A 17,665-nucleotide genomic window follows, 5' to 3' on the forward strand; every position below is an offset into this window, starting at 1 on the left:
TGGTGCTCCGCGAGGCGCGGCATCAGCAGCGTCAGGCCGAATACCGCCAGCAGCACGATCGCGACCCAGCGGCCGGCCTGGTTGGCTTGCGCGACCCACCCGCCGCCGACGGCGGCGAGCGTCGCGACGACGGCGAACGTGAGCGCCATGCCGGCGAGCAGCGGCAGGCCGGAGCGCACGAACGGCTGGTCGGCGCGCGCGAACACGAACGGCAGCACGGGCAGGATGCACGGGCTCAGGATCGTGAGTACGCCGCCGAGGTAGGCAAGGACGATGAGCAGCATGGTGCGTTCTCCAGTCGGTCGGGAGTGGGGCCGGATCAGGCGGCGGCGGGGTGGAAGGCGAGCGCGAGGCCGTTCATGCAGTAGCGCAGGCCGGTGGGCTGCGGGCCGTCGTCGAACACGTGGCCGAGATGGCCGCCGCAGCGGCGGCAGTGCACTTCGGTGCGGATCATCCCGAACGACGCGTCGGTGTGGGTGCCGACCGCGTGGTCGAGCGGCTTCCAGAAGCTCGGCCAGCCCGTATGGCTGTCGAACTTGGTGGCCGACGAGAACAGCGCGAGGTTGCAGCCGGCGCACGCGAACGTGCCTTGCCGGTGCTCGTCGTTCAGCGGGCTGGTGTACGGCCGCTCGGTGCCGGCTTCGCGCAGGACCGAGTACTGGGCGGGGGTGAGCCGACGATGCCATTCGGCGTCGCTGAGGGTGACCTCAAAAGGGGCGGCCGTCTGCGGGGTGGCTGGCGGCGCGGCAAACGCACGGCCGGCCAGCGCGCGGCGGCCGACGGACGACAGGGTCGCGAGCACGGCGAGGCCGGTGGCGCCGGCGAACAGCAGATGTCTGCGGGTGGGCATGATGGGCTCCTGGCGGCAGGTCCTGAAAACATGCGCCCATCGTAGTCAGCGGCCGGTGTCGAAGTCCTCACGGAAAGTTAAATGAATTGTGATTGTTTTCTGGGTGATCCGGCTAGATCCGTTGAAATCCATCAAAGCCCCGTCTGACAAGGGTTTGTTGGAAATTTATGGTCCGCCAAGTTCCACGGAAATCCTCCACGAGCCGCAACTTTTTAGTGTTTTTTTAGTGTTTGCGATGTGGGGTAGGCTCTGCTTAGAGAGGCACGGGCCGACCTGATTGCGATATCAAAGGAGGGCGATCGTGGGTGGTCTGACGGTTAAGCAAATCGAAGCCGCAAAGGCGACCGGGAAGCTGTATTTCCTGTCGGATGGGCGAGGGCTGTTCCTGCGCATCGGCCCGGATGGCTCGAAAACCTGGCTGGTTCGCGTCAGCATCAATGGCAAGCAACGCGATAAGCCGCTCGGCAAGGCGTGGGGGCGCACCATGACTGACGAACGGTTGTCGCTAGAGGATGCACGCGCAGCCGCAGCGACAATTCGTTCACAGGCGCGCGACGGTGTGGACTATCTCGAAGCGGAGAAGCGTGAACGACAGGCCAAGGTTGAAAAAGCGACGACAGCGGAGCTCACGTTCGGCGATTTGTTCGATACTTGGTTCGCGACCGTCAACAAGAAGCGCGGTAAGAAAGGCCGAAAGGATGGCGGTAGGATGCTTCGAAGTGCGATGGAAAAACATGTGCTGCCGGCCCTCCGTACACACAAGATTGCAGGCGTGTTTGCTTCGAATGTTCTGCCGCTGCTTACCGCGATTTCCGACGCGGGATACAACCGGCGCGCAGTCGAGGTCTTGGGGGCCGTCCAGCAAATGATCCGATGGGGCGAGCGCAACCAGCCGTGGAAACGCTTGCTGATCGATTGTGATGTGCTCGCGCTCGCAAAGGAGGATGTCGTTGCAGGTGATTACGACCCGGTACGCGACAATGAACGCCATCGCACGCTGTCGGACGACGAAATTCGCGCGCTCGGTGAACTTATGCCGGCTGCACGGCTTCCGCGCTCCATTGAGTCAGCGGTATGGGTGATGCTTGCTTGCGGAACGCGTGTCGGTGAAACACTCGTGACTCGATGGGCTGATCTTGACTTCAAGGCACGGACGTGGAGGATTCCAAAGGAACACACGAAGTCAAGCGCGGCGATTACGATTCATCTTTCCGATTTCGTCCTTGCGCAGTTTGCGGCACAGCAGATTGTGCGCGCTGGATTGCCCGAGGGCGACGTGCGTCGCGAATACGTATTTCCGTCGCAACAGGGCAAGATTCCGCACGTTACTATCCACACAACGTGCAAGGCGATCCGTGACCGACAACGCGGGAAGGGTGTATCGACCGAAGGTCGCACGACAGCAACGGATACGCTTATTGTCTCGGGTGGTCAGTGGAAATGCCATGACCTGCGTCGCACGTGCGCAACGATGATGCAGTCGCTAGGCATTCCGGAAAGCGTCGTGCATCGGTGCCTGAATCACGCGCGTAACGAGCCGCTTGATCGGATCTATCTGCAGTTCGATTATGGTGCGCAAATGCGCGACGCATGGCAGCGATGGGGCGATCGCCTGTCGGAATTGCTGGGCGAAGATACGAGAAACGTGCGCTTTCTGTTCAAGTCGTAGTCCACGGTCTCAATCAACCCAGGCATTCATATCCGATCGACGACGGGCTGTTTATCCAACAGCACGAAGATTCGTCGATGCGCGTCGTCGGTGACAACGCTCGATCCGACTTCGGATTTTTGCCTCGACCATCGATAAAGCAATGCGAAAGCACCTCAGTCTTGTGTCGTCGGCTGCAGACGCAATTGCTACTACTTCCTACCGATCAGATCCGTCGTCTGTTGCTCGAGCGTCATCGTGCACTTGCGGCGCTCTGTAACGGATGCAGTGGTTGAGCCGATCGCTACATTGTCCAATATGCTCGCACAATCATTCTACAGCATCTGGCTTGCCGATTGAATCTGGCGGAGAGATGACCGCTGTCAGACTGCAGTGGCGAATCCGGCGAACGTCTGATGCGCATTGATTGATCGATGAGTTTGCAAGCTAGCACGGCCAACGCGTGGTGCATGTGCGAAGTCTGATGGTTTCTACGTAGAAACTTTAGGAAGCGCGATAGGACGTGCGTGGTTGCCAGTGAGGGGCGCCACGATGCGCTCTGTCGAAGTGGTCCATTTCGAGGTGGGATTCGGCGAACTGAAGAGGAACATAGTAAATGATATGAACGCCTCCCACCCGTGATCGGTGGGAGCCGGCAGGAAGGCGGAGCCTCACGGACCGACGGAATCAGAGTGCCCAGATGGAAGACCATAGAGGTTTTCCTGGTAAACCGGAGGCTCCGACATGAAGCAGATGACAGTGGGTGCGGACATCGCAAAGAACGTGATGCAACTCCATTACATCGGCGCAGAGACGGGCGAGATCGTGAACAAGCCGGTGAAGCGTGCTGTATTCATCGAGCATTTCTCGAACCGGGCTCCCTGCCTGATCGGAATGGAAGCCTGCGGGGGCTTGCAGTACTGGGCCCGCAAGCTCACGGCGATGGGCCATGAGGTGAAGCTGATGCCGGGGAAATTCGTGAAGGCGTTCGTGATGGGCAACAAGAACGACGCGGTCGATGCGACAGCGATCTGGCTTGCCGTGCAGCACGCAGAAAGGTCAGTCGCGGTGAAGACGGAAACGCAACAGGCGGTGCTGGGTCTGCACCGGATGCGCGAGCAACTGGTGAAGTTCCGCACGATGCAGATCAACGGCCTGCTGACCGAGTACGGCGAAGTGATGGGCAAAGGCCGAGCCGCGCTGGACAAAGCGATACCGAGCGTACTGGAGCGACTGGTCGATCGTCTTCCGTCGATCCTGATCGACACGCTGCGCGAGCAGTGGAACGGGCTGGCGGAGCTGGATAAGCAGATTGCCGGCATCGAACGGCGCTTACAGATGTGGATGAGAGAGGACAAGGCATGCAAGGCGATCGCGGTGATACCGGGCGTAGGTCTCCTGACGGCGACAGCGGCTGTCGCGACGATGGGCGATGCGAAGACGTTTCGGTCCGGGCGCGAATTCGCAGCCTGGATCGGACTGGTGCCCAAGCAAACGGGCTCGGGCGGCAAAGTCCAGTTGCTGGGCATCAGCAAGTCAGTATGACTTCCGTGAGGTAGAGGCTGGCCTGCCGCGCGGCATCAAACGCGGGTTAGCATGTCTGCCAGAGCCGCACGGTGCGGACAGGCCGCACCCGGCGATTTCCGACACGGAGGCCAGCGTGGAAAACGATAGCACTACAAGGGCTTCCCCGTTGAGCGCAAGCTCGAGCGTGGTTTTCGGTTGATGCATTGATGCAATGCCGTACTGGTGCGTGTGAGAAGGTGAAGGACTGCTGTACTACAACCGGTCATATTGGACCAATGGTCCGGACCCTGATGAAAGACGCGCGCGAGGACCTCGCTCGCTGTTCGGGAGTTAAATCCCCCGTGCTATCCCAGGTACGCCCCACGCGGGTCCAACCCGCTTCACATCACCGCTGGCAGTGCAAAGTGATCTTCTATCTGGTCATGGCTGTTGTCATTTTCGATTTCAGGATCGCCCAGGCCATCCTTGCATTCTTGGCCGCAATCGCGACGGCCGCACGCCAATATCCGCGGCGTTCGACTAGGCCTCGGACCCAGCGGCTCAAGCGGTCCTGCTTCTCGCCGAGATTGGCGATGACGGCGCGAGCTCCGAGGACCAGCAGGCTGCGCAGATAGGCATCGCCCGCTTTCGTGATGCTGCCCAGCCGGGCCTTGCCTCCGCTGCTGTGTTGGCCGGGCGTGAGCCCGAGCCAAGCCGCTACCTGGCGACCGTTCCTGAAATCATGTCCTCCACCGAGGCTCGCGAGCAGCGCGCTCGCTGTGGTCGGACCGATGCCTCGCAGTCTCATGAGTCGCTTGCTGCGCTCGTCGTCACGGGCGATTCCGCTGATTGCTCGATCGTATTCTTCAAGCCGATCCTCAATGTTGCCGGCATGCTCAAGCAAATCGCTGATGCAGCGCCGGGCCCAACCCGGCAGGATGTCCAGATGTGGCGTGATCTCTCTTCGCAGTCGCTCCGGGCTCCGAGGCAGCACGACGCCGAATTCGGCGAGCAAGCCACGCATCCGGTTGTAGGCAGCGGTTCGTTCCTCGACGAATCCCTGCCGGGTCCGATGCAGGCAGAGCATCGCCTGCTGATGCTCGTCTTTCAGCGGTACGAAACGCATGCTCGGACGGGTTACCGCCTCGCAAATGGCGGCCGCATCCGCCGCATCGTTCTTGCCGCGCTTCCCCGACATGCGATAAGGCGCCACGAGCCTGGGCGCCATTAACTTGGCTGTATGGCCGTGTTGTTGGAATACACGAGCCCAGTAATGCGCGCCGGAGCATGCTTCCATGCCAATGACGCACGGCGGCAATTGTGCAATCAAGGTTACCAGTTGTTCGCGCGATACACGTGGCTTGATCAGCAACGCCTTGCCAACCTCGTCCACGCCGTGAACGGCGAAAGCATTCTTGGCAAGGTCGATTCCGATGGTCACAATAGGCATGGACTTCCCCTCCTGTTGGTGTTGATGAAGGTCGAGAACTTCATCATGGCACGTTGATGCCGATTCGCGGCTTCCGCCGCAGCCTCGGGACGGGGAGGTCCATTTCATTCGTTGTACGTGGGACTGGACGTTCACAAAGATTCGATCACGGTTGCGTACGCGATCGAGATGGGCGAAGTGGAACTGTTCGGCAAGATCGGCACCATGCAAATTAACGTTGATCGGCTGTGCAAGAAACTGCAACCAAAGGCGCGGCAGATCTGTTTCGTCTACGAAGCGGGCCCGTGCGGATACGGACTGTACCGGCGGCTGGTCGATAAAGGTTTTGACTGTATGGTGTGCGCTCCGTCGCTTATTCCGTGCAAGCCAGGTGATCGCGTCAAGACGGACCGCCGTGACGCGATCAAGCTGGTGCGCTCGCTGCGCGCCGGCGACCTCTCAGCCGTGCATGTGCCGACGGTTGAAGATGAAGCGTTCCGCGACCTGGCCCGCGCCTGGTCGGCTGCCAGAGAAGACCTGAAGGCAGCACGCTGCAGGCTCAATCCTTTCTGCTGGCCCACGGCGTCCACTATCTCGGCCGTCCCAACTGGGGGCCGACACACAGGCGCTGGTTAAGTACGTTCTCGTTTGACAGCGCCTGGCAGCAACTGGCGTTCAACGAACATCGGCGCTCGATTGAGGATCGGCTCGCGCAATGCGAGCGGCTAGAACTGGCTTTGCGTGAAGCCGTCACCAATTGGCGGTTCTATCCAGTCGTACTTGCTTTGCAAGCGATGCGCGGCATCAACTTCACGTCGGCAATCGGCTTGGTGTCCGAACTGGGTGACCTCACGCGTTTCGAACATCCACGGCAACTGATGGCATGGATTGGCGTGACGCCTTCGGAGCATTCCTCGGGTGGGAAACGACGCCTAGGTAGCATTACCAAGACCGGCAACAGCTGTGCACGTAAGCTGCTGGTTGAATCCGCCTGGAGCTATCGACATCCGGCACGCGTGAGCATCGATATCCAGCGCCGGCATGAAGGTCTACCCAAACCGATAATCGATCGTGCCTGGGACGCGCAGCTGAGGCTGTGCAGGCGATATCGTAAGCTCGTCGCCAGAGGGAAGACCGCACATGTCGCCATCATCGCTGTCGCGCGCGAACTGGCAGCCTTCATCTGGGACGTCGGTCGACTGGGAATGACTCTGGCCGCACCGTACAGCGAACAAGCCGCATAAACGGAGGACATAGTTGACGAAAAGCCAACCAGCATCGGAAGTTTCCTGAAGGCGGCGCAGCCCGGTATTCGAGTAACCCGCGACCGCGTTTGGCAACGACATCAGTCGACTTGCGTAGTAAGGAAGCGGCAGTCTCATGAGACGGACCTCTGTAATGCGGTAACCAACCCGCGAATATCAGCTTGATCCACCGTCGAGATTTACTGCTACGCCGCCCTCAGGAAATTTGCTCTACCTATGGAGTAGATCTTGAAAACCGATTCCGATTGACACCGGGAGTCATATCAGCGCGGTGACACGTATCTGCGCAAGCTGCTGATTCATGGTGCCCGGGCTGTGCTGTGCCTCACGAAGGAACCGGGGCCGTGGGCTGAAGGGATCAGGAAGCGTCGACCGCTGAATGTGGCGATCGTGGCACCGGCGAACAGGATAGCCCGCACGATCTGGGCGATTCTGGCGCATGACAGGCCGTACGAAAAGGGCTACGTGAGCGTGAAACCGGTTTGACCGAACGGCGTTGCGTAGCAGGAAGATCAACTGTATGCGGTCTTTTAACGACGCCCCTCAGAGGTTGAGGGCGGCAGGCATTCTCCAAGGCATGAGATCGACGTAGTCGTCGGCGGTCGCGGCAAGTGGCAGCCTGGTGAACAGCCAGACCAGATAGCGATACGGCTCGACGCCGTTCGCCTTGCAGGTCTCGACGAGGGAGTACAGGTTGGCACTGGCCTGCGCGCCGGCGACCGTGTCGGAGAACAGCCAGGCCTTGCGGCCGACGACAAACGGTCGGATCGCGTTCTCGCACAGGTTATGCCGACTCCCCGATTATGCCGCGTCGTGCATGCGTGTGGCGGTGGATATGGCCTTTCATGATCGCTGTGTCGGCATAAACGTATGATTTCTCCGGCTGGCTATGGCGCTGGCCAGGAGAGATCAGATGAATGCGACACGCACAGTCAGCGAATCCGGTGGGCTGCCGGCTCATCACATCGATGCATTTCTTGATCGTCTACGGACGGCGCACTATTCCGAGGTATCGCTTCGCAAGAAACGAAGAGTCCTGTGCGCGTTCTCGGGGTGGATGAAGAACAGGAACATCGACCTGACTGATCTCGATGAGTCTGTCACGGCTCGCTTTATAAAGCGCATGATCTACGCATCACGAGACCGTGTCCAGCGTGCGCGTCCCACATTACGGCAGTTTCTCGCCTATCTGCGTGCCGAAGCCATTGTGTGCCCGCCGACGTTGGGCCGCCAGTCCGCGATCGCGCACATTTATGGCCGATACCTAAACTATCTGAGGCAGGATCGTGGACTCGCGAAGAACTCTCTTCTCGTCTATGGCCCGTTCATTCGCGACTTCCTCGACAGCCACGCGGCCGGCGACGGAAGCTTATTGCCAGACACATTTGACGCGGTATCGATCCGGAATCATCTTCTTGCCCGCAGCAAAGGCCGGTCGTCAGAGTACATGCGGCTGATGGCAGTTGCGCTTCGCTCGTTCTGCCATTTCCTCTTTCTGCGCGGCTATACGGCACGAGACCTGTATGAGTCTGTGCCCCCAGTTCGTAAGTGGCGACAGTCAACCGTGCCCACGTTCCTCACGCTGGAGCAGCAAGAAGCGCTTATTGCAACTGCAGACCGCTCGACTCTGACTGGGCGCCGCGACTATGCAATCCTGCTGTTGTTAGCGCGGCTCGGCCTACGTGCCGGAGAAATCGTTGCCATCGAACTTGACGACATTTACTGGCGTTCGGGGGAACTCGTCGTTCATGGCAAGGGGCAGATGGTCGAGCACGTCCCCCTGCCATCGGAGGTCGGAGAAGCAATCGCAACATATCTCCGCGATGCTCGCGGATCGAGTGCATCGCGGCGCGTCTTCCTTCGAAGATTGGCACCTCGGGTTGGTCTGGCAGGGCCGGCGGCGATTGGCAAGATTGTCTGTCAGGCCTTCGCGCGTGCCGGTTTCCGCCCCGCGTGCCGGGGCGCCGCACATCTGTTCCGTCACGGTCTTGCGACGACGATGATTCGCCACGGCGCCTCGATCACGGAAATAGCCGAGGTCTTGCGACACCGCTCACAGGACAGTACCGCGATCTATGCAAAGGTCGCGTTTGAGGACCTGCGTGGGATCGCGCGCTCATGGCCCATAGCGGGAGGTGCAATATGACTGCGATTCGCGATTCTCTCGCACGATACGTGGCGGTCCGCCGTGCTCTCGGGGCGTCATTCTATGAGCCTGCGTTGGCACTTGGTCATTTCGTTGACCTTCTGGAGCGCGAAGGCGCCGAGTTCATTACCACCGATCTGGCTCTGCGCTGGGCGATGACGCCCACGCTCGTCGAACGCGCCACCCGGGGACGGCGCCTCTCCCAAGTCAGGGGATTCGCCAGATGGATGAACGTCATTGACAGTCGAAACCAGATTCCTCCAGAAGGACTCCTGAGCGCCCGCAGACGGCGCAATGCCCCGCATATTTACACTGAGCAGGAAATTGACCTGCTTATGACTCAGGCCGCCCATCTGCGCTCCCGAACCGGTATGCGAGCACTGACCTATTCGACGCTCATAGGGCTCCTTGTGGCAACGGGGCTCAGGCCGGGCGAAGTGCTTCGGCTCAACCGGTCCGACGTTGATCTCGTCAGCGGGATACTCTCCATCCGGGAATCGAAGTTCGGCAAATCGCGCTTTGTTCCTGTAGCAGAGTCGACCCGGATGGCACTCGAACACTATGCCCGGAAACGCGATCAACTCTGCCCTTTACGATTGAGCGAAGCGTTCCTGGTTAGTGAGCGCGGCAAGCGGCTGAAGGCCGGCACTGCACGAAGCATGTTCGTCAGAATGTCGCGCGCTGTCGGTCTGCGATTGGCGACAGAGGATGGGCGCGATGGTTACGGCCCGCGCCTCCAGGACTTCCGGCATAGCTTCGCGACTGGAAGGCTGGTCGAGTGGTATCGCACCGGTCTGGACGTAAGCCGGGAATTACCGAAGCTTGCCACCTACCTCGGACACGTCAACATCGGTCTTACGTACTGGTACATCGAAGCGGTTCCCGAGTTGCTTGAACTCGCTGCAGGCTATCTCGGCAGGGACCGGCCGGGAGAGCAGCCATGAGCGCCGCCGATCTTCCATCCCTCGTTCAGCGTTTCTTCACCCAACGCCTGCTCGAGCAGCAAGGCCTGAGTTCGCATACGGTTGCGAGCTACCGCGATACGTTCCGGTTGCTGCTAGCGTTCGCCACGAAGCATATCGGGCGCGCACCGTCGAAGCTGCTGCGAATCGAGGACTTCGACGTGTCGTTGATCGAGGAATTCCTGCAGCACCTCGAACACGGCAGAGGTAATTCTGTGCGGACACGCAACACGCGGCTTGCCGCCGTGCATGCGTTCTTCCGGTTTGTCGCGGTCAACGAGCCTGCGTTGTTTCTGCAGTGCCAGCGTATTCTTGCAATTCCATCCAAACGCTGCGAGCACGGACCTGTTGAGTTTCTGACCGAGGGCGAGGCCGCGGCTCTGGTAGGGGCGCCTGACGTACAAACGTGGGTCGGCAACCGCGACCGGACGCTGCTTCTTGTAGCGGTTCAGACGGGTCTGCGCAACAGCGAACTGACCACACTCCGGCGCCAGGATGTGATGCTCGGCACAGGTGCCCACGTCCGTTGCGTTGGCAAAGGCAGAAAGATGAGATGCACTCCGCTGCGCCCCGATGTCGTTGCCGTCCTGAAAGAATGGCTGCTGTATCAACCGGGCGAACCAGGTGATCCAGTCTTCCCCAGTTTACGCGGCGGTCATCTCAGTGCCGATGCTCTTCAGCGACTCGTTTCGCGCAACGCAGAAATCGCGCGTCTCTCGTGCCCCTCGCTGAAGAAAAAATCAATAACGCCTCACACGCTTCGGCACACGGCCGCGATGAGCCTGATGCATCACGGCGTCGACCTGACCGTGATCGCGCTCTGGCTCGGTCACGAGTCCTCCGAGACTACCCAGATCTACTTGCACGCCGACATGCAACTCAAGGAACGCGCGCTCGCGCACGCCACGGCGAACGGTATCGCGCCTACACGCTACAAACCTCCTGATCCGTTGCTCGCATTCCTGGAGGCTCTCTGATAATGCCGACAATCCGAGCGCTCGGGAACAGGGATCCCCCCAACCGTCGTGTGCGTGGATTCACGACGCGGCATAATTGGGGAGTCGGCATAACTGGGTTCATGCCGCTAGCGGCATGAACCCAGTTGTTCGAGATCGGCCAGTTGCCGTTACCGACGTAGCGGACCAGTTTGGGCCACTGCCCGCTCGTGTACTGCAACGCCTTGCCGAGCAAACTCGACGGCACGACAGTCGGCAGATGCACGACTAGCATGCGTTCGACGGTGGCAAGCACACGGACGCTGTACCTGGTACGCAATCGCTGCCGGCGCTCCGGCGTCCACTTCGCGCTTCGTGCCTCGGCTGCGAACAGCTTGCCGATCAGCGCAACGAAGCGCGTCGCTAGCAGATCAGGCGAGCGTGCGGCCTTCGGCACCGACTCCTCGGCCTTGATGAAGCCGCGGCGCACGTGTGCCCAGCATCCGAGATGCACGAGCTGGTGATCGTGGGCGATGCCGTTGTAGAGCTAGTACCCGTCCGTCATCGGCACGGTGCCAGGCTGCACGCCGGCATAGAGCTTCTGCGCATGCTGGGCGCCACGCCCCGGCGAGTACGAGAACATCCGAACCGGCGGCCCCGAGCCGTTGACCTGCGCCCAGAGATAACTTTTCGCCTGCGGACGTCGTCCGGGCTCCTTCAACACCTGGAACGTTGTCTCGTCGCCGTAGATCAGCTCGGATTCGAGCAGCGCGTCACGCATCAGGTTGATCACCGGCTGCGTGGCCAGTCCCACCCGCACCACGCTCGCTGCCAGCGTATTCGACGAGATGTCGCCGCCGAAGCGGCGCAGCAGCGTAGCCTGGCGATACAGCGGCATGCCGTACTGGTACTTGCCGGTGATGATCCACGCCAGCGCAGATTCCGTGAGCAGCCCGCGCGGGATGATGCGCGTCGGCGCCGGCGTGACCTTAATGCCGAGGTCACAGCAAGGGCACGCGTACTTGACTCGCTGGTGCTGAACGACGCGCACTTGCTCGGGAATCACGTCGAGTTGTTCGCTCGTTTCCACGCCGATCTCGACGAGGGCATGGCCGTCATGCACGCAGAACCGCTCCGACTCGGGCAGCTCGTGCCGCACGACCTCGCGCGGCAGGTTCGGATCGAGTGGTTTGCGCCCGCGTTTTTTGCCTCGCGTTTGGGCGGCGACCGATGTGCCGGGCACGTCCTCGCGCGCGGGCGCGTCGGTAGCCATCGACAGCGCCTCGGCTTCGTTGAACAGGCCGAGCTGATCGGCATGGCGCGCCTCGCTCGATGCACCGAACAGTTCGTGCTTGTAGGCCCGCAGTTTCTCTTCGGCCAGATCGCGCTGAGCCGTCACGAGCCGAAGCTCACCGCGCAGCGCATCACGTTCGGCGAGCAGTGCCTGGTATTCCTCAACACTCGGCATGACGGCGCTGTACGGCATGGCCGATTAGACCATGTCACCCGCGTGGTGTTCAGCTCATCCGCGCGTAATATCGCTGGGGATGCTTCTGGATCACGGCCAGGTCGATTCCGTCGAGTAGCCAGTGCAACTGCTCGGCGGTGAGCGTGATCGTGTCGCTTCCGTTCGGCCAGATGAAGCGATCGGCTTCGAGTCGCTTGAGCAGCAACCAGAAGCCGTTGCCGCCCCAGCCGAGAATCTTGATACGATCGCGACGGCGGTTGCCGAAGACGAACAGCGCCGAAGTCATCGGGTTCAGGCGCATCACCTGTTCGACCAGGATCGACAGCCCGTTGATGCCCATGCGGAAGTCGACCGGATCGCGATGCAGGTAGACCTTCAGCCCTTCGTCGAACCGGAACACGGCAGCCTCCCGAGCATCTGGATCACCGTGGCCAGCTCATCGACACTCGCCTCGCCAAGATCGAATTCGACACCATTCGACAGGCGCACATGTAACGAGAGCGCCATCAACGACGTGTCCGGTAGCAATGCTGGGAAAACGGCAGGCACTGTCAATGGCGCGGTGACGACAGGGACAAATGCCTGCGCTTCACTCATCGGAACACGACGTGCCGAACCCGGGATGTCGATCGATACGCCGTCTATCACCAGCGGGTCCGGTCTCGGTGGTGTTTGCAGCGTATGCTGCTGATGACGCGAGATCCAGCGACGCAACTGGTTCGGATTGACATCATGGTCCATGGCCGCCCGGGCGATCGATACCCCCGGCTTCAGGCAAAACTCGACCAGCTCCCGCACGGCCTCTTCATCAAATTCCCGCCGACCATCCCGTCGACGGCCAACTACCAATCTGCTTCGAAGGTCCTGTTTTTCTGTCATCACGGTCTGAGTGCATGTGTCCACGCGGACACTTAGCATCTGACCTTCTGCCTACCATTGGTAGGGCGTCGTTTATTGACGGCTTACGATCAACTATTACAGGGTGATACGTCAAAAGGTTGCGCTTGCAATCGTAAGTAATGACAAGACAGGTCGGACCGGGACCCGCCAAACCTGAATAGCCCGTCGAGCTTCTAGCTCGCTAAGTAAATGAGGTGCGGGTCAGCGGATTTCATGGTGGGCCGCAGCGTATCAGGCTGCAACAAGCCCGGATATAAAGCTGCAACCCATCCTGTCGCAGTCAGAGCACACGAACACCCTTCGCAAACGGGAGGCGTTCATATAAAGGGCTATGTCCCCCTTCATCTCTGGGCAGTCACGTTAGCGCCAGCCGTAAATCACGTCACCGCTGCAGTGTGCTCCATCGACATCTTGATGGTCAGGTCGCCCAGCTACTGTTTCTACGTGACGGTTGAGTGGTCCAGGCTGTACGTCGAAGACTACCTCTGTCGTGCCATGGACAAATTTGCAGCCGGTCGCCGTCGACGAATGCCTCGACGCCGTTCACGAAGCGTAAGCGTCGCGTGATGGCCGTCCAAAATTTCCTGGACATGCGGCGCGTAGCGCGGCAGGCTGCGCCTGCCGCTGGCGGAGTTCATTCGGTTGACAAGTCGCCCGTCATTTCGTCACTTGGATCGTCGACGAGTCAGGGAAACTTCACCAGATCGACTACGCAACGCTATTAGGAGCCAGTTGTAGCACCTTGGCAGGTGCCGCCCTGAAGGTCGAGCTATACGCATCAGCTGCGATCATATGAGGCGTCACATCGTGAGCTGACAAGGCTTCAGTTGATGCCCATCGCTCAATCAAGACGAAATTATTGCTGTCGCCGCCCACGCTATGAAGATCGTACTGGAGACACCCAGTCTCCGCGCGAACAATTGGGGCTAACTTTTCATATGCAGCAATTTGCTCGTGGCGTTTGCCAGGCAAAGTTTCAATCAAGATAACAAGCATTACCTCGCGTTCGCTATTTCGGCTTTGATTTACTTCGTTCATAACTCCATCCTAGTGTGATGCTAGCGAGAGACGATGAGCCGTAAACGCAAAGAGCCCCGTCTATTGCCAGCGGGGCGCTTGGTACTATGCAACTACGGAATTACCGCACGCGCTTCCAAGACGACCCACAGTTGCCTGTGGTCGTCGTTATGGTGACGATTACGAGAGAAATCTGATTAGGTTGCATGGTCCTACGGTAACTCAAGCGGCCGGGGCTCGTCAATTACACCGGGTTCTTTATCTTTGCGCGACCAGCGGGCGCTTGTCACATACCGTATTCAGTGAGCAATCGTCAATTCTGGTGTATGTGCGCGTTCACCGAAGTGAAGTTTGAAATTAGATATGGGGGGGCGGAGCGCGGCAGGCTATGCCTGCCGCGGGCAATACGGATCAGTTCGACATGCTTGGGATCGGGGGCAGCAGCTTAGTAGTGTTCCAGGGTAGCAGTTCGTCGATACAGGTGATCTTGTGATCGGCGATGTGCGTGAGCATGTATTCGAGGTAGACGCGCGGGTTGATCCCGTTGAGCTTGCACGTGCCGATGAGACTGTACATCGCAGCCGCTCGTTCTCCGCCGCTGTTGGAACCGGCGAACAGGAAGTTTTTTCTCCCGAGGCTCACGCAGCGCAGGGCATTCTCAGCCAGCACGTTGCTGATTTCGACACGGCCGTCGTCACAGAACAGCAAGAGTGCCTCCCAACGGTTGAGCGAGTAGTTGATCGCGGCAGCCAGCGGGGCCTTCGGCCAGAGCGTCTCAAACTTCGTTCTCAGGCGCGCTTCGAGGCACGAGAGCAGAGGTTTGCTTTTTTCTTGGCGGACTCGCGTAGCCGTTCATTGGGTGGCTTGCCACGGATCTCAGCCTCGATACAGTAAAGCTCGCCGATCATGTCGAGTGCCTGCGTCGTGAACTCCGACGGTCCAGACTCGTGAACCTCGAACAGATAGCGACGGGCGTGATCCCAGCATGCTGCCTGACGAACCTTTCCTTTTTCGTACAACTCGTTGAATCCACTGTAGCCGTCCGCTTGCAGAACGCCTTCGAATCCGGCGAGATGGGTCTGGGGATGGATGCCCTGGCGATCCGGCGAGTAGGCGAACCAAACGGCGGCAGGTTGTGTCGAGCCCGAACGACGATCATCGCGTACGTAGACCCATAACCGCCCCGTCAACGTTTTACCCTTGCTAGGCTCGAGCACCGGAATCGGCGTATCGTCGGCGTGGAGCTTTGCCGGCGCCATCGTATAGCGCCGTAGCGCTTCGATCAGCGGTCGACAGAGTTCTTCGCATTGACCGACCCAACGGGCCATGTTGGCTCGATCCAGACGCACACCATCGCGGGCTGCAATGGCTGCCTGTCGATATAACGGAACGTGATCAGCATACTTCGAGACGAGGATGTCGGCGAGCAAACTGGGATGAGCAATGCTGCGTTCGATCTGCAGCCCGGGCATCGGTAGCTGTGCAATGTGGTTGCATCGGACACAACTCATCTTGCGTCTGATCGTACGGATCACCGTGAACGCTGCGCTCACGCGCGCAAGCTGCTCGGACAGATCCTCCCCGAGCGGGCGCATTGCGCTGCCACACTTCGGACAGACCACGTCAGGTTCAAGCACGCGCTCCTCGCGCGGCAGGTGGGATGGAAGGGCTTCCTTCGGCGGTTTGCTAGAGACCCCCGAACTCCACGCACGAGCACGCGCCCGTTGAACGTCCGCAACCCCTTGCTCGCCGGCCAGATTCTCGAGCTGCGTTTCGAGCCGGTCCAACTGTTCGGACTTGCGCCCGAAGTGCATCCGCCGAAGCTTGTCGATTTGTGCCTTCAGGCGCTCGATCTCCCGGTTCCGATCAACGATCTCAAGATCGCGCTCGGCAAGCGATGCGCGAGCCTCGATCAGCAAGGCCTTCAGGATCGCAACGTCATCCGGCAGATCATCGTCGGTCGGCATGCCGCGCGGTTTACGAGCAACCCGCGCGGTTTACAACAGCTACGCCATCGATGACGCGGCTGTTCGGCGAGGTTGCCGCCAGTCGATACCTTCGAGAACCATGGACAGTTGAGCCGTCGTCAGATAGATCTTGCCACCGTCGGCCTGCGGCCAGAAGAAACGCCCGTTCGTGAGCCGTTTCGCGAGCAGCCATACTCCGTCGTCGGTTGCCCACAAAATCTTGATCAGATCGCCGCGGCGCCCGCGAAAGATGAACACGTCACCGCTCAACGGATTCTCGCCGAGCGCTGTCTGAACCTTCGCCGCCAAACCAGGAAAGCCGCATCGCATATCGGTCACGCCTGCTGCGATCCACACCCGCGTACCCGCCGGCAGGCCGATCACGACTTCAAACTCCCCAGCACCGCGCGCAACATCTCAGTATCGACTACGCCATCTACCTTGACCACGGCGCGACCGATGCGCACTTCGATCGTACCGGCCGGCGTGGGCGGCTTCGCCACTTCCTGTGCGATCAACACCTCTGGTACGACAACGCTCGGCACTTCGGTTACCACGGTCACCGGAATCAGTTCGGTTGCCTTAGCTTGTGCAGCCCTATACTCGCGGCGCCATCTAAACAGCATGTTCGCGTTCAGACAGTGTTATCGAGCAAGATTCGAGACCGACACACCTGGTTCGCAGGCAGCTTCGGCCATTCGACGCCGGAATTCCGGACTGTGATTCGGACAGCCCTTACGGCTACCGCTTGATGTCTTCTCTGACGCCAAAGTGGCTCCCACTACTCAAAAATAGTGGGAGCCACTTTGGCGTCTCGTGCCGATCAGATCAAGTACGGTCCTCCCGATACGCTTACCACGAAGCTCGCTTTGTCCGATGCGAAGTGATGGCGGCGCGCTTACCACGAACCCAAGGGTTCGCATTCATTGTAGGCGCTTTCAACTTTGGTAAGCGCGACCATTACTTCTTTAACAGACGGCGGCGCACCCGGCTCGCCGATCGACAGTGCATTCGGTGTGCCGCCGATGCCGCAATGGTGGCGCGACGTCGCAACGAAGATCATCACGGTCGGTCGCTGTAACGCGTGCGCCATGTGCACGAACCCGGTATCAACCCCCACCACGAACGCGGCCCGGCCGAGCGCCGCGCCGAGCTCGCGCACCGTCATCGCCGGCAGCACGATCGCGCCCGGCGCGCGCGCGGCAATGTCCAGTGCGTCGTCATGCTCGGCAGCCGATCCCCACGGCAGCAGCACGCGTACGCCGCGCGCCATCATCTGCGTGGCGAGTGCAGCCCAGTGGTCGGCCGGCCATTTCTTGTCGGGATTGGACGTCGCGTGGAACAGCAGCATGAACGGTGCGTCGTCGGTTACGGCCGCCGGCAGGTTCACGTCCCGCGGCGGGACGATGCCGTACGTGGCGATGCCCTCAGGCGCGTAGCCGAGCGCCTCACCGGCGCTCACGCGCATTCCGTGCCACGCGTCGCAGTCCGGTCGAGGGCCAAAGCGATGTGAATACGCGAAGCGTGCGCCCGTTTCGCCGAGATCCTGCGTTTGGTAGCCGACGCGGCACG

Annotated in this window: 12 protein-coding genes and 7 pseudogenes; 7 read left to right on the plus strand and 12 right to left on the minus strand. The window is 60.2% G+C overall.

The window, feature by feature from the left end; translation table 11 throughout:
• Together G3O06_RS39975 and msrB are read right to left on the minus strand one after the other, a co-directional pair.
• A pseudogene (locus G3O06_RS39975) lies at nt 1-284 on the minus strand (cytochrome c biogenesis protein DipZ); the annotation flags it as partial.
• A gap of 35 nt (nt 285-319) precedes the next feature.
• A complete protein-coding gene (gene msrB, locus G3O06_RS39980; protein WP_205819393.1) occupies nt 320-850 on the minus strand; it encodes a peptide-methionine (R)-S-oxide reductase MsrB in 531 nt (176 codons plus the stop codon).
• A gap of 301 nt (nt 851-1,151) precedes the next feature.
• Between msrB and G3O06_RS39985 the strand changes: the two genes are divergently transcribed.
• Together G3O06_RS39985 and G3O06_RS39990 are read left to right on the plus strand one after the other, a co-directional pair.
• Nucleotides 1,152-2,519, plus strand: coding sequence for a site-specific integrase (locus G3O06_RS39985; protein WP_205819394.1), 1,368 nt, complete (start codon nt 1,152-1,154; stop codon nt 2,517-2,519).
• A gap of 723 nt (nt 2,520-3,242) precedes the next feature.
• Nucleotides 3,243-4,034: pseudogene (locus G3O06_RS39990) on the plus strand (IS110 family transposase); the annotation flags it as partial.
• 403 nt (nt 4,035-4,437) lie between these two features.
• Here the strand turns inward: G3O06_RS39990 and G3O06_RS39995 are convergent.
• Complete coding sequence (locus tag G3O06_RS39995) at nt 4,438-5,454, minus strand: IS110 family transposase (RefSeq protein WP_205819395.1); 1,017 nt, start codon at nt 5,452-5,454, stop codon at nt 4,438-4,440.
• A gap of 111 nt (nt 5,455-5,565) precedes the next feature.
• Between G3O06_RS39995 and G3O06_RS40000 the strand changes: the two are divergent.
• Nucleotides 5,566-6,677: pseudogene (locus G3O06_RS40000) on the plus strand (IS110 family transposase).
• A 285-nt stretch (nt 6,678-6,962) separates the two neighbouring features.
• A pseudogene (locus tag G3O06_RS40005) lies at nt 6,963-7,184 on the plus strand (IS110 family transposase); the annotation flags it as partial.
• A 57-nt stretch (nt 7,185-7,241) separates the two neighbouring features.
• On the opposite strand, the pseudogene G3O06_RS40010 reads toward G3O06_RS40005, so the two are convergent.
• Nucleotides 7,242-7,487: pseudogene (locus tag G3O06_RS40010) on the minus strand (transposase domain-containing protein); the annotation flags it as partial.
• A 124-nt stretch (nt 7,488-7,611) separates the two neighbouring features.
• Between G3O06_RS40010 and G3O06_RS40015 the strand changes: the two are divergent.
• Genes G3O06_RS40015 through G3O06_RS40025 form a run of 3 tightly spaced genes read left to right on the plus strand, consistent with a single transcriptional unit; the run spans nt 7,612 to nt 10,783 of the window.
• The gene (locus G3O06_RS40015; RefSeq protein ID WP_205819396.1) at nt 7,612-8,844 is read left to right on the plus strand and encodes a site-specific integrase; all 1,233 of its coding nucleotides are present in this window, start codon (nt 7,612-7,614) and stop codon (nt 8,842-8,844) included.
• The gene (locus G3O06_RS40020) at nt 8,841-9,788 is read left to right on the plus strand and encodes a tyrosine-type recombinase/integrase (RefSeq protein ID WP_205819397.1); all 948 of its coding nucleotides are present in this window, start codon (nt 8,841-8,843) and stop codon (nt 9,786-9,788) included. The genes G3O06_RS40015 and G3O06_RS40020 overlap by 4 nt, the downstream gene beginning before the upstream one ends.
• Nucleotides 9,785-10,783 (plus strand): tyrosine-type recombinase/integrase, encoded by a 999-nt coding sequence (locus G3O06_RS40025; protein ID WP_205819398.1) that lies wholly within the window; start codon nt 9,785-9,787, stop codon nt 10,781-10,783. The genes G3O06_RS40020 and G3O06_RS40025 overlap by 4 nt, the downstream gene beginning before the upstream one ends.
• Here the strand turns inward: G3O06_RS40025 and G3O06_RS40030 are convergent.
• From G3O06_RS40030 to G3O06_RS40065, 8 genes and pseudogenes are all read right to left on the minus strand, one after another.
• Nucleotides 10,731-12,227: pseudogene (locus G3O06_RS40030) on the minus strand (IS66 family transposase). The gene G3O06_RS40025 and the pseudogene G3O06_RS40030 overlap by 53 nt on opposite strands.
• A gap of 31 nt (nt 12,228-12,258) precedes the next feature.
• On the minus strand, nt 12,259-12,609 hold the full coding sequence (gene tnpB, locus G3O06_RS40035) for an IS66 family insertion sequence element accessory protein TnpB (protein ID WP_205819399.1): 351 nt from the start codon (nt 12,607-12,609) through the stop codon (nt 12,259-12,261).
• Nucleotides 12,585-13,127: a transposase gene (locus G3O06_RS40040; protein WP_205819400.1), complete on the minus strand. Its 543-nt coding sequence runs from the start codon at nt 13,125-13,127 to the stop codon at nt 12,585-12,587. Before G3O06_RS40040 ends, tnpB (G3O06_RS40035) begins: the two co-directional genes overlap by 25 nt.
• A gap of 690 nt (nt 13,128-13,817) precedes the next feature.
• Nucleotides 13,818-14,147 carry a putative quinol monooxygenase gene (locus G3O06_RS40045; RefSeq protein WP_205819401.1) on the minus strand — a complete coding sequence of 110 codons (330 nt, stop codon included), beginning with the start codon at nt 14,145-14,147 and terminating at the stop codon, nt 13,818-13,820.
• 390 nt (nt 14,148-14,537) lie between these two features.
• A pseudogene (locus G3O06_RS40050) lies at nt 14,538-16,093 on the minus strand (IS66 family transposase).
• 39 nt (nt 16,094-16,132) lie between these two features.
• Complete coding sequence (gene tnpB, locus G3O06_RS40055; RefSeq protein ID WP_205819402.1) at nt 16,133-16,477, minus strand: IS66 family insertion sequence element accessory protein TnpB; 345 nt, start codon at nt 16,475-16,477, stop codon at nt 16,133-16,135.
• Nucleotides 16,474-16,719 (minus strand): IS66 family insertion sequence element accessory protein TnpB, encoded by a 246-nt coding sequence (locus G3O06_RS40060; RefSeq protein ID WP_205819403.1) that lies wholly within the window; start codon nt 16,717-16,719, stop codon nt 16,474-16,476. Before G3O06_RS40060 ends, tnpB (G3O06_RS40055) begins: the two co-directional genes overlap by 4 nt.
• A gap of 272 nt (nt 16,720-16,991) precedes the next feature.
• Nucleotides 16,992-17,665: glycosyltransferase family 9 protein (locus G3O06_RS40065; RefSeq protein WP_277403780.1), on the minus strand; the 674-nt coding region annotated here is incomplete at its 5' end.

It is taken from the genome of Burkholderia sp. Ac-20345 (genome assembly GCF_017104825.1).
Classification (GTDB): Bacteria; Pseudomonadota; Gammaproteobacteria; order Burkholderiales; family Burkholderiaceae; genus Burkholderia; species Burkholderia lata_B.